Origin of the sequence: Dorea sp. AM13-35 (genome assembly GCF_003473885.1) — a bacterium.
Classification (GTDB): domain Bacteria; phylum Bacillota; class Clostridia; order Lachnospirales; family Lachnospiraceae; genus Dorea_D; species Dorea_D hominis.
The window spans coordinates 143,496-155,804 of the sequence record NZ_QUCZ01000004.1 but is presented as its reverse complement, the minus strand read 5'-3'; the positions used below and the strand labels follow the sequence as shown (position 1 = coordinate 155,804).

At 44.4% G+C, this 12,309-nt stretch carries 11 protein-coding genes; all 11 read right to left on the bottom strand.

Annotated elements, in window-relative coordinates:
* Nucleotides 1–32 precede the first annotated feature (32 nt).
* Nucleotides 33–1,013 carry a DNA polymerase III subunit delta gene (holA, locus tag DW152_RS06420; protein WP_117536753.1) on the bottom strand — a complete coding sequence of 327 codons (981 nt, stop codon included), beginning with the start codon at nucleotides 1,011–1,013 and terminating at the stop codon, nucleotides 33–35.
* Complete coding sequence (locus tag DW152_RS06415; protein WP_118288221.1) at nucleotides 1,010–2,026, bottom strand: alpha-hydroxy-acid oxidizing protein; 1,017 nt, start codon at nucleotides 2,024–2,026, stop codon at nucleotides 1,010–1,012. The genes holA and DW152_RS06415 overlap by 4 nt, the downstream gene beginning before the upstream one ends.
* A 67-nt stretch (nucleotides 2,027–2,093) precedes the next feature.
* Entirely contained in the window at nucleotides 2,094–4,472 is a 2,379-nt protein-coding gene (locus DW152_RS06410; protein ID WP_118288220.1) for a ComEC/Rec2 family competence protein, read from the bottom strand.
* Nucleotides 4,469–5,404, bottom strand: coding sequence for a GerMN domain-containing protein (locus tag DW152_RS06405; RefSeq protein ID WP_117536756.1), 936 nt, complete (start codon nucleotides 5,402–5,404; stop codon nucleotides 4,469–4,471). Before DW152_RS06405 ends, DW152_RS06410 begins: the two co-directional genes overlap by 4 nt.
* A 27-nt stretch (nucleotides 5,405–5,431) precedes the next feature.
* The gene (locus tag DW152_RS06400; RefSeq protein ID WP_118288219.1) at nucleotides 5,432–6,916 is read right to left on the bottom strand and encodes a sensor histidine kinase; all 1,485 of its coding nucleotides are present in this window, start codon (nucleotides 6,914–6,916) and stop codon (nucleotides 5,432–5,434) included.
* Nucleotides 6,873–7,565: a response regulator transcription factor gene (locus tag DW152_RS06395; RefSeq protein ID WP_118288218.1), complete on the bottom strand. Its 693-nt coding sequence runs from the start codon at nucleotides 7,563–7,565 to the stop codon at nucleotides 6,873–6,875. The genes DW152_RS06400 and DW152_RS06395 overlap by 44 nt, the downstream gene beginning before the upstream one ends.
* A 54-nt stretch (nucleotides 7,566–7,619) precedes the next feature.
* Entirely contained in the window at nucleotides 7,620–8,306 is a 687-nt protein-coding gene (locus DW152_RS06390) for a helix-hairpin-helix domain-containing protein (protein WP_118288217.1), read from the bottom strand.
* Nucleotides 8,307–8,368: 62 nt separating this feature from the next.
* On the bottom strand, nucleotides 8,369–8,800 hold the full coding sequence (locus DW152_RS06385) for a DMT family transporter (RefSeq protein WP_021860821.1): 432 nt from the start codon (nucleotides 8,798–8,800) through the stop codon (nucleotides 8,369–8,371).
* Between the two features lie 93 nt (nucleotides 8,801–8,893).
* A complete protein-coding gene (locus tag DW152_RS06380) occupies nucleotides 8,894–10,069 on the bottom strand; it encodes an aspartate aminotransferase family protein (protein ID WP_118288216.1) in 1,176 nt (391 codons plus the stop codon).
* 3 nt (nucleotides 10,070–10,072) lie between these two features.
* Nucleotides 10,073–10,972 carry an acetylglutamate kinase gene (gene argB / locus DW152_RS06375; protein ID WP_117536760.1) on the bottom strand — a complete coding sequence of 300 codons (900 nt, stop codon included), beginning with the start codon at nucleotides 10,970–10,972 and terminating at the stop codon, nucleotides 10,073–10,075.
* 80 nt (nucleotides 10,973–11,052) lie between these two features.
* A complete protein-coding gene (argJ, locus tag DW152_RS06370) occupies nucleotides 11,053–12,276 on the bottom strand; it encodes a bifunctional glutamate N-acetyltransferase/amino-acid acetyltransferase ArgJ (RefSeq protein ID WP_021860824.1) in 1,224 nt (407 codons plus the stop codon).
* Nucleotides 12,277–12,309 lie beyond the last annotated feature (33 nt).

Sequence of the window (12,309 nt, the reverse complement as noted above, 5' to 3'; positions counted from 1 at the left end):
GAATTTTCTCTGTTATTACCTATCTGAATATATCATACAGAACTGTATTTTACAATGAAAAGTTCCACACTCATCACATCGCTTAAGCGTCCTGTTTTCACCAGTTGTTCCGTATCTGCGGCATCTTCCATAATGCTGCGCAACTCTTCTAAGCCGAAGCTCCTGCACCTGCTCATATATTTTCCTGCTACAAATGGATGAATACCCACCGTCTTTGCAATCTGTGACTTATCCATTCCTTTTATGCATAATGCTTTTACTTCCATCAGCTGCTTAAACTGTCTGGAAAGCAGGTATAAAATCCGCATCGGAGGCTCTTTTAATGCAAGCAGGTCGTAATACAGATCCATCGCTTTTTTCTGATGTTTTGCAGCAACTGCTTCTACCATTTCAAAAATCTTATTGGAAATCTGCGCGGTGCAGATTTCATCAATGGCAGCCGGTGTAATCTCCTTTTCATCCAATGTATACGCAAACAACTTTTCCAGTTCTTTTTCCAGATTCTCCATATCTGTTCCGGTCTTTTCTACAAGATACTGCGCTGTGGAAGTCTTGATAAGCTTTCCTTCCCGCTTTACCTGTGCTCCGATCCAGTACAGAAGTGTCTTCTCGTCCTGTCTTCCAAGTTCCACGACACGGCCTTTATCCTTGACAGCCTTATAAAGCCTGTTCCGCTTATCCACTTCATTTTCCACGAAAATAAAGCATGCGGTATCCGGCATCGTTTTGATGTAATCGGCAAGCTCCGGCGCCGCATTTTTGAAAAAGCCTGAATTTTCCACAACGATCAGACGCCGTTCTGCAAAAAATGGCATTGTCTCTGCAAGATCAATAAGCTCTCCCGGATTGATTCCTTTTCCTTCGTAATAAGCGTAATTGACGGTATCTCCATCCGGCAGGATTGCCTTTGTCATCCGGTCTTTGTACTGCTTTTTTAAATAGGCTTCCTCTCCATAGAGCAAGTATACAGGTTTCCACTGTCCGTTCTTAATGTCTTCGTTTAAACTTTTCATACACGTACCATTTCCCGGCTGATCTCACTTAAGTTGTGTGCTCCGCACATGGTCATCGTATCGGCAAGCTCTGTGGTCAGTTTCTCTGTATAAGTTGCAACGCCTTCGGCGCCGCCGCCATAGACAGCTGTCACATATGGGCGTCCGATCAACACGGCATCTGCTCCAAGCGCCAGTGCTTTAAAAATATCCACGCCACTTCTTAAGCCCCCGTCAACAAAGATCTTCATATCTTTTCCAACTGCCTGCACAATCTCTTCCAGCACTTCCGCTGTCGCCGGACACTGATCCAACACACGTCCGCCATGATTCGATACAACAATTGCAGCAGCTCCGGCTTCTTTTGCCTTCAAAGCTCCTTTTACCGTCATGATCCCTTTAAGGATAAATGGTACACCTGCAGCTTTTACAATCTCTGCCAGCTCTTCTGTCGTCTTGCTTCCTGCAGGCGGAGTCAGATTTTTCAGGAACGGAAGTCCTGCCGCATCTATATCCATCGCCACTGCAAAAGAACCGGATGCTTTGATCAGTTCCAGTTTTTCCTGTAATGTATTGACATCCCATGGTTTAACCGTTGGAATCCCTTTTCCGTCTTTTGCACGGATTGCTTCCGTAGCACCCTGCATAACCGCAGCATTCACACCGTCTCCGGTAAATGCCGCGATTCCTGCATCCGCACATGCCGGTACAAGAATGTTATTGTATTCCAGATCATCGTATTTATCGCCGTAATGCAATTTCATTGCCCCGATCGGCGCTGCAAAGATTGGTGCTTTATAGGTCCGTCCGAATATTTCAAAAGAAGTATCTGCTTTTCCATTTTCACAAATCGTATCCATATTCACACAGATATCCTGCCACTTCTCATAATTGCGGATTGCAACCGTTCCGGTTCCTTTGGCTCCCGGTCCCGGCATCTGGCTTGTGCATGCCTTCCCATTACAGACCGGACATGCTTTGCAGTATGGTCCCATGCAGGTTCTCGCATTTTCCAATATTTCCTGATAATTCATTGTATCTTCCTTCTTTCTGTCTTTTATGTCAGTTTTCCTCTAATCTTTTGATTATACATCGTTATGTTTAATAATAACAAGCTCCAAGTGTCTGCGTCAACCACGCTTTTCTTCCATTCACACGGATTGTCACTGCTCCGCTGCTGGCTGTGCCGTACAGCCGGCTCCCATATTTTTCAAGTCTCTTAAGCGTCTCTTTGTGCGGATGTCCATAGCGGTTATTTCTTCCGGAAGAAACAAGCGTATATTTCGGATATACCGATTCAAGAAACGTCTCTTTCGTTGAATTTTTCGAGCCGTGATGCGCCGCTTTCAGAAAATCCCACTGTACATTCTGATAGTGCTCCTTTAATTCTTGTGTCAGCGTTTCTTCTCCGGCGCCTTCCACATCTCCCGTAAAGAGAAAACGTCTCTTCTGATATTCCATCGCCAGTACCATGGATGCTTCATTGCCAGGCTCCATTTTCTGACCGGTGTCCGGTCCAAGACAAACGATCCGGAAGATCTCTTTTCCACTTTTTTCCAGTAGTTGTTTTTCTTTCTCTATAATACACATCTTTGCACCGCATCCCTGCCCGGTTTCTGCCAGGCGGAAAAGCTTCTCATCCCACACAGACTGCGGTGGAAAAATAAGTCTCACAATCCTGACACCCATTTTTCTGCGTTTTAACATTTCTTCAATCGCTCCAATATGATCTTCATCTCCATGTGTCACAAAAACAGCATCCAGCTTATGGATTCCCTGTGATTTTAAATAAGGTTCAATTCTGTATTTTCCAGCATTTTTCACATCACTGCTGCCACCATCAATCAGATATGCTCTCCTGTCCGGTGTCCGTATAAAAATGCAATCTCCCTGCCCTACATCCAGCATGGTCACCTGTACTCCGGAAAATAAATTCTGGGGAATTGTAAGAACTGCTGTCGCGGTTACGATACCGATTCCCAATACTGCTGCCCACCTGCTTTTCCTGTCACTTTTTCTCTCTGCCCTGCCTGCCTTTTTTCTGCCGACTCTTATTACATTTCCCCTCAATTTTTTCTGTCTGTCAGGAGTTTCCCTACAACCTTTTACCACAGTTTTCCCTATTTTATCTTCTTTCATATCATCTGTTTTCTTTCTTTTTTTTATCCACAGTAACACACCCCCTACAATCAGATAATACAACATACACTGCCACAGATCAGGCTTCCCGGTTGTTACTCTTGCCCCTGGAAACATAAGCGCAAGATCACAGCTTTTTTCGTAGATTGCCAGAATCCATCCGCAGCCTTTTAGCAACAGCACTGATTCCTGCCAGAAAACAAGCCACAGAAAACTAGCCAATACTGCCATCATCAACAAAATCGTCAAAAGTGGAATAACAAGCAGATTTAACGCAAGACTTAACAGAGATATTTCAAAATAAGCCATCAGAAGAATCGGGAGCAGAAGTATCTGCGTACTAAGTCCCGCCCATACATTCTGAAATGGCAATTCCACAAAAACAGGAAGGATAAGAAGCATTGCCAGCACCGCTCCAAAAGACATCCAGAAACCTGCATCCTTAAGATAAAGCGGCTGTCCGATAAGCACACATGCTGCTGCCACCGCAAGTGCTGTCGGGCTGTCGTATTTTCTCCCCGCCGCATCGGCTCCCACGCGGAACAAAAACATGATAAATGCACGCATGACCGACACGCTTTTGCCTACGAGAAGCACGTACAGTGAAAGTGCCAGAATCCCGCCTGCGCAACCAAGTGGATAGGAACCGCTCTTTTTTCGCAGGAACTGATAGAATCCTGTTCCTAGAAATGACAGATGCAATCCTGAGATTGCAAGGATATGGGCGATCCCATTGACCTGATACAGCTCTTTGATTTCCGGATCCATGGCACTTCTGTCACCGAGAAGCATTGCCGTCAGCACACCACCTTTTTCTTTGCCAAGCTGGCGGATCAGCATTTCTTTCCAGTGTTCCCGCAAGCGCCAGATCCGTTCCCGCCACTGTTCCTGCTTGCCCCGGTTCTTCAGAACTTTGTCTATCCATACGGATGCATGGATCTTCTGTCTCCTGTAATAGGCTCTCTGATCGAAATTTCCCGGATTTCTCGCCCTGTCAAAATAGCGCAGTTTTCCTGTCACCTTCACTTTATTTCCACAGAAGATCTCATTTTCTGTTTGTTTTTTACTGTTTGTTTTTCTGTATAAAATAATTTTGGATTCTCTGAGCGAACGCCCATGAATATGTATCGATACATTTGTAAGATAATAAGTCTGCCGGTTTTCTGTAAATTCTTTTTTCCAGACGGTTCCGGATACCAAAACTTCTTCTCTGTCCTCTACACAGGTTTCCAGATCCGAAGGAGAGAAAAAGTCTTCTGCCTTCTCTCCTCCAAACCATACGATTCCCGCGATCAGAACTATCCACAGCAGACACACGGAACATAATGGTCTGTTTTTCACTGTTCTTCCTCCACGATCGCCGGATCTGCCGAAAATGGTTTATTTAAGTTTATGCTTCCCTGATATTGTACATTTGCCTTTCCTCCGATCAGGATCTGTACTTTTCCTGCCGCTCCATTTGCTGTAATGGAATTGACAATTGCATAAATGCTGAGCCTTGGATCGATCTTATATTTTGTATTCTGACATTCTTCATCAAGATTTACATAACAGATACCATCCTTCGTGGACACACTTAAGATTTCCGTATCCTGTGAGATTACCGGATACTCCGAAGCATCCTCCGGACCTTTCACCAATTGTTCCACGATCACTTTCTCCAAAGCTGTGTTGCTGTCATACCGTACTTTCACAGACTCTTCTTTCAGTTTGTCTCCTTTGGCATTGGCATAGTATAAAAGCAGATCCGCACTTTGATAAGAGTGAAGAGACGAACCGGTATTCTGTACAAAATCTGCCGCACATAAATATCCTTCCGGCTTGCCATGTTCGTCCTTTACCGGTTTGTTTTCCTGATAAAAACGCACATATCCCACACCGTCAATCTGTGTCAGTGTCTGTACAACCGCTGCCTCCAGCAGTAATCTGGAAGTTGTATTCATTTTCCCAAATGCATCATTCAGATGCAGATCCAGCTTCCCAGCTGTCACACTCCAGCTTTTTACCGCTGTATGGTTCTGGAAAGCGCTCTTATACTCAATCGTATCCGGTTCTTTTTTTAATGATTTCAGAGCATACCGTATCCGGGAGTTCCTGGAATCACCCGTAATCTTATATGCTTCTTTTACCAGATCTGTTCCTTCCGCATTGATATAATATAGTGCCGTCTCGCCCTCTTTTGGTTCTCTGTGACGTCCGCATCCGGTAACTCCGTTAATCAACATTAAAAGTGCAAGACACACAGATAAAATCCGGCGTATTTTTATTTTCATAATTTCATCCCTTCTTTTTACACACAGTTATCCCCGCTCCGGTGCAACATATACAAGTGGAATACGAATCGTAAAGGTGGTTCCTTCGCCCGGCTGGCTGAAGACTTTAATCGCTCCACGATGCATAACAACCGCATTCCTTGCAATAGAAAGCCCAAGTCCGGTTCCTCCGATCTCTCTGGAATGGGATTTGTCCACTCGGTAAAATCTTTCAAAAATATGTTCTGTCTCTTCCTGTGCGATACCGATGCCGGAGTCCGCCACTTCGATGTTGCAGAACTTGTGATCCGCATTCAGTGTCACGTGAACCCATCCGCCTTCCCTGTTATATTTGATCGCATTTTCCACCAGATTCGTAATCGCAAGCGACAATTTAACTTCATCAATTTCTGCCGTAACCGGGCGGAAGCTCTGGTACACAACCTCCACATTCTGTTTTGTAGCAATCGGGCGCAGACGTTTCAATATCTTCTCCACAAGTTCATTCATGCTGACAGACTGGATATTCATATTGCTTGCTGTCTTGTCCATCTTCACAAGCGACAGCAGGTCATTGATGATCTTGTTCTCTCTCTCAATCTCTTCTGACAGATCACCCATGAATTCCCGGTACAATTCTGTCGGTACATTCTCCTGAATCAGCAGAGAATCTGCCAGCACTTTCATAGATGTCAGCGGGGTCTTTAATTCATGTGACACATTTGATACAAATTCCTGCCTGGAATCATCCTGCGCTTTCAGACGTCCCAGCATCTTGTTAAATGCTTCTGATAAAATCTTCGTTTCTGTATATGCATTTTCATGCAGATAATCAGCATGGTATCCTTCCGTAACCGCCTCAATCCGCCTTGTGATCCTCTGGAACGGACGCACCATTAAGAATCCAAGACCGATTGCAAGCACAAGCGCAATGATCACTGCAACAACTGCAACAACATTTGCTTTGCCGCCAAGCACACCCTTACTTTCCGCAATGGAATCCGTGGACACACTTACAAGCATTACACCAATGACTTTCTCTTTCGCTGCATCCATGATCGGCGAAGTTACCTCTATATAACGATTTTTTGAATCGTAAAAAGTCGTTCCTTTTCCGCTCATACATCCGGTAACATCACCGGATACGATCCTTTTGCCCTCGTCCATATCATACGTGTCTTTCAGAATATGATATGCCTGATCGATAAGCAGCACTCTTCCATTGTAAATATTGGATAATTGTGTAATCTCTGCGTTCATAGCTTCCGTTGTGACTACTTTTGGATAACCACCCTGACTGAGCTGGTTACAAAGAATGGTGCATTGATTCTGTATCTCGGCAGTCCGCACCTCGACCGCTCTCTTCTCATAACTGGTCAGAACCACCGCCTCCATGATCACTGCCGGTATGATTGCAAATAATACCAGCAGACTGATAATCAGGAAGCGGAGACTCTTCCATGTTTCTGTTTTTACGTATCTTCCAAATCTAACCTTTAAAATAATATCCCACTCCCCATTTTGTATATACATATTTTGGATCACTCGGATTCGTCTCGATCTTCTCACGCAGTCTCCGGATATGTACATCTACCGTTCTTGCATCTCCCGGATATTCATATCCCCATACAATATTTAACAGATTCTCTCTGCTGTATACTTTGTTCGGATTCATAGCAAGAAGCTCCAGTAGGTCAAATTCCTTTGCTGTCAGATTCGTCTCCTGCTCTCCGATCACAACTCTCCTGCTCTCACAGTCGATCTTCATCTCACCTTTTACAATGATCTTATCGTCTTCGCGCTCCGTCTTCTTCCTTCCTGTACGTCTTAAAATAGCTTTGATCCTTGCTTTCACTTCCAGAATATTAAATGGCTTGGTTATGTAATCATCGGCACCGTATTCCAGTCCGAGGATCTTATCCATATCGTCTCCCTTTGCCGTCAGCATAATGATCGGAACATCCGAATATTCACGAATCTGTCTGCATACTTCAAATCCGTCATACTTCGGAAGCATCACATCCAGAAGCAGGATATCATATACATTCTCTTTTGCAAGTTTCAGTGCTTCCTCACCATCGTAAGCACAGTCTACTTTCATGCCCTCCTGTTCCAGACTGAAACGAATCCCTTTTACTATTAATTTTTCATCATCTACAACCAGAACTCTCTTATCTTCCATTCCTGCTCTCTCCTGTTACTGTCAGCTTCCGCTTATTTCTGTCTCTTTTTATTGTTATATCTCGATCTGGTCTTCCAACTTTCCATAAATTCCGTCTTTGATCCCTTCGACTTCCTTCAACTGTTCTTTTGATCCAAATCTTCCTTTTATCTCCCGGTACTTTATGATTGCCTGCGCTCTCGCCTCGCCGATCCCGGTCAAAGTCATCAGCTCTTCTTTTCCCGCCGTGTTAATATTGACTTTACCGGAAGTTCCCTGTGCGTCTGTACTGCCGGAACTGCTGCCACCCTCTGCTGCTCCTTCCGTTTTTTCTGAAGCACCGTTATTATTAGTTGCTTCCTTCTTTGACGGAATATAAATCTGCTGTCCATCCTGCATCTTCTCTGCCTGGTTCACAGAAACGGATGCCGCCTTTCCTGTCAGACCTCCTGCAAGCCGGATCGCATCGCAGATCCTGCTGTCTGCATCCAGCCGGTACACGCCGGGATGCTTTACCTGACCGCATACATATACGCAGATCTTACCCGAAGATACTTTCTCATCCTCGTCATCTGCCCCTGACTGATTCCTCTGTCCGGCAGTTTCACTCTTAGCATCTTCTGACAATTCTATTTCTTCCAGCGCACTTTCATTTCCTGTGTCCTGCTGTCTGCCAATACCGGAACAGCCAGTCAGGCAGGTAAATATTATGAACCACACAAGTAAAAATCTTCTGTTATTTTTAAAAATCTTCCTATGCATATTTTGCCTCCACAATGGTCGGAACTGTGAATCCCCTCATATGCCTAGATACACTTATATTACTATTTCCACTGAAAAATTGCAACTCCTATAAGTGCAATTCCCATGCCGATGGCTTTGCGCCACACAAATGGTTCTTTCTCCACTCCGAACAGTCCCATAAGCTCGATCACATAAGCTACGATCAGCTGTGCGATTACAATAAGAAGCGCTGCCTTCGCCGGACCGAGCTGTGCCATACTCTTAATCACCGTCCACGTGATCCCGGCACCGATCACGCCTCCGAGGAGCAAATATTTCGGCTCGACTTTCATAAGTGCGCCTACCGGATTTCTTCCCGTTACCAGCCATGCAATGAGACAGATGATAAATGCACTGAACTGCACCCATCCGTTACTCACCCACATTCCCGCGGTTTTCGTCACCTGTGTATTAAAAACGCCTTGCACACTCATCAATGTTCCCGATAAAACAGCAATCAAAAAACCAGTCATTATCCATACCTCCTGCTTATGCAGATACTATGTCCAACAACTGGCCTTTTATACCTTTTTTTATATTTCTGGCTTGATTTTTCCAGATCTGATTTACAGAATCTTCTCAAGAACTGCAATCATCTCATCCACATGCTCTTTTTCAATGATAAGCGGTGGAACGAAACGCAGGACATCTGCGCCTGCACCGATCACAAGCAGTCCTTCTTTCAATGCTGCATTTGTCACTTCACCAAGCGGTTTTGTAATCTGGATTCCCTGCATAAGTCCGGTTCCTTTCACCGCTTTTATGCAGTCACATTTCTCCTTTAACGCTTCTAACTTTTCTGTCAGATATGTGCCCATTTCTTTTACATGTGCGGTCAGATTTTCTTTTTCAAAGATTTCAACCGTCTTGCTCACTGCTGTGCATGCCAGTGGATTACCTCCATAAGTGGTTCCGTGATCTCCCGGCTCCAGTGAATACTCTGCAACTTCCTCTTTCATGGCAAATGCACCAACTGGGATACCACTTCCGATCGCTTTTGCCATTGTCATAATATCCGGTTTGATGCCGTATCCCTGCCAGCAGAACATTTCTCCGGTTCTGCCCATACCACACTGTACTTCGTCACAGATCATAAGGATTCCTTCTTTATCGCAAAGCTCACGGATTCCTTTCATAAATTCCTCTGTTGCAAGATTGATACCGCCCTCGCCCTGCAGCGGTTCTAAGATAATCGCGCAAGTCTTGTCTGTCACCAGTGCTTTCACACTGTCCAGATTGTTGTATTCTGCAAAAGACACCCCCGGTACAAGCGGACCAAACGGTTTTCTGTATGCGTCATGTCCGGTTACGGATACTGCTCCGAAACTTCTTCCATGGAAAGACTCTTTCATGGCAATAAATTCATAACGTCCGGTTCCTTTTTTATATGCATATTTTCTCGCTGCTTTCAGTGCACCTTCCACAGATTCCCCACCACTGTTCGTAAAGAAAATACGATCCATCTTCGTAATCCGTTTCAGTGCTTCTGCCGCTTTTCCACACACGGTATTATAATACAGATTGGACGTGTGGCACAACTTGTCGATCTGAGCTTTCAATGCCGTATTCAGCTCTTCATTTGCATAGCCAAGAGAAGAAACCGCATAGCCGGCTGCAAAATCCAGATATTTCTTTCCTTCTGTGTCATACAGATACACGCCTTCGCCGTGTTCTAAAACAACAGGAAACTGATTGTAGGTGTGCAGTAACGCCTCGTTTGTTTCTTTCATATATTTATTCATCGCTTATTCTCCGTGATAATATCTCTCGTCAACATCATTCTTGATCGCAGTTCCGATACCTTTATTTGTAAAGATCTCCAGAAGCAGACAGTGCGGAATCCTTCCATCCAGAATATGCACTCTGGATACACCATTTTCAATGGCGTCAATACAATTATGAAGCTTCGGTAACATTCCGCCTCCGATAAATCCATCCTCCATCAGTTTCTTTCCTTCTGATACATTCAGTTCAGAAATCAGAGTTGATGGATCTTTTGGATCTTTGTAAACACCCTCAATATCTGTCAGGAACGCAAGTTTCTCTGCATTGATTGCTTTTGCGATCGCGCATGCCGCGTCATCCGCATTAATATTGTAAGTATTAAAATCATCATCCAGACCAATTGGTGCAATGATCGGAAGAAAATCTTTCTCCAACAGATCGAAAATAATATCTGCATTGACTTCTTTTACATCACCGACAAATCCGATATCTTCTCCATCTGCGTATTTCTTGTCTACTTTCAGCAGCCCGCCGTCTTTTCCACTGATACCGATTGCTCTGACGCCAAGACTTTCTACAAGCTGGACGAGACTTTTATTTACCTTTCCAAGCACCATCTCAGCCAGTTCCATTGTATCGGCATCTGTCACACGAAGTCCGTTGATAAAATGAGGTTCCATGCCAACTTTTCCAACCCATTTGCTGATCTCTTTTCCACCGCCGTGTACGATGATCGGTTTGAAACCAACCAATTTCAAAAGTGTAACATCCTGAATGACTCTTGCCTTCAGTTCCTCATCTACCATGGCGCTTCCGCCATATTTTACAACAATTATCTTACGGTTAAAACGCTGGATATATGGAAGTGCCTCTATCAGTACCTCTGCTTTATCCAGATATTTCTGCATTGATTTTTCCATCTGTGTCTCCTTCCCTGGCTGTAATTTTTGCTTTTTATCGAATCATCTGTCTCGCTTTAAATTTCATAATTATTGTCGTATTAGCTACGGTAATCTGCATTGATCTCAATGTATCCGTGTGTTAGGTCACATCCCCATGCGGTTGCTGTTTTCTCACCCATCTTCACATCAGCGATTGCTGTTACTTCTTTCTCAGACAGGATCTTAGTAGCTTCTGCTTCGCTGTAATCTACGGCAGTACCATTTTCAATGATCTGGATCTTTCCTGCTGCACTTTCGAAGAATAAATCTACTTTCTCCGGATCAAACTGTGCTCCGGAATATCCCATTGCGCAGAGGATTCTTCCCCAGTTCGCATCATGTCCCGCGATTGCAGTCTTTGTAAGATTGGAGCAAACGATGGATTTGGCAAGTGTCTTTGCCTGCTCTACGCTCTCGCAGCCAACTGCTTTTACTTCAAATAATGCTGTTGCGCCTTCGCCGTCTCCTGCAATCTTTTTAGCCAGATATTCGTTGATCGTATGTAAGGCTTCTGCGAAATTTTTATAATCTTCTGTTCCGTATGTGATCTCCGGATTTTCAGCCAGTCCATTTGCGAGAAGGACAACGGAATCATTGGTAGATGTATCTCCGTCTACAGAAATCATGTTATAAGTATCTCCGACATCTTCGCTTAACGCTTTCTGCAACGCGTCTTTTGTAATGACTGCATCTGTAGTAATAAATGCAAGCATTGTGCACATATTCGGGTGGATCATTCCGGAACCTTTTGCCATACCACCGATTGTAACAGTCTTGCCACCAACTTCAATCTCGACTGCAAGTTCTTTCTCATAAGTATCGGTTGTCATAATCGCTTTGGCTGCTTCTGTACCATTTTCCTGAGAGTCATTTTTCTTCTCAGCCAGTACTTTGATTCCTGCTGTCAGCTTATCGATCGGGATCTGTTTTCCAATTACACCTGTAGATCCGATCATGACACCGTCTGCTGCCACACCAAGTGCTGCTGCCGCTGCATCTGCAGTGTCTTTGCAGTATCCAAATCCTTCTGCACCGGTACATGCATTGGCAATTCCTGAGTTTACGATAACTGCCTGTGCTTTTGCACCGCTCTTTACAACCTGCTGATCCCATTTTACCGGAGCTGCCTTTACAACATTGGTTGTAAAAGTTCCTGCTGCCACGCATGGCACCTGGCTGTATACCAATGCCATATCTGTTCTGTCTTTATATTTAATTCCTGCTGCTGTACTTGCTGCTTCAAATCCTTTTGCTGCGGTTACGCCGCCTTTTACCTGTTTCATCTTTCTTCCACCTTTCTTTTTTGTTCTCGTCTG

Bases quoted from the DNA above. Each gene is read 5' to 3' on its own strand.
- holA (WP_117536753.1), bottom strand. From the start codon at position 1,013: ATGAAAAGTTTAAACGAAGACATTAAGAACGGACAGTGGAAACCTGTA.
- DW152_RS06415 (WP_118288221.1), bottom strand. From the start codon at position 2,026: ATGAATTATCAGGAAATATTGGAAAATGCGAGAACCTGCATGGGACCA.
- DW152_RS06405 (WP_117536756.1), bottom strand. From the start codon at position 5,404: ATGAAAATAAAAATACGCCGGATTTTATCTGTGTGTCTTGCACTTTTA.
- DW152_RS06400 (WP_118288219.1), bottom strand. From the start codon at position 6,916: ATGTATATACAAAATGGGGAGTGGGATATTATTTTAAAGGTTAGATTT.
- DW152_RS06395 (WP_118288218.1), bottom strand. From the start codon at position 7,565: ATGGAAGATAAGAGAGTTCTGGTTGTAGATGATGAAAAATTAATAGTA.
- DW152_RS06390 (WP_118288217.1), bottom strand. From the start codon at position 8,306: ATGCATAGGAAGATTTTTAAAAATAACAGAAGATTTTTACTTGTGTGG.
- DW152_RS06385 (WP_021860821.1), bottom strand. From the start codon at position 8,800: ATGACTGGTTTTTTGATTGCTGTTTTATCGGGAACATTGATGAGTGTG.
- DW152_RS06380 (WP_118288216.1), bottom strand. From the start codon at position 10,069: ATGAATAAATATATGAAAGAAACAAACGAGGCGTTACTGCACACCTAC.
- argB (WP_117536760.1), bottom strand. From the start codon at position 10,972: ATGGAAAAATCAATGCAGAAATATCTGGATAAAGCAGAGGTACTGATA.
- argJ (WP_021860824.1), bottom strand. From the start codon at position 12,276: ATGAAACAGGTAAAAGGCGGCGTAACCGCAGCAAAAGGATTTGAAGCA.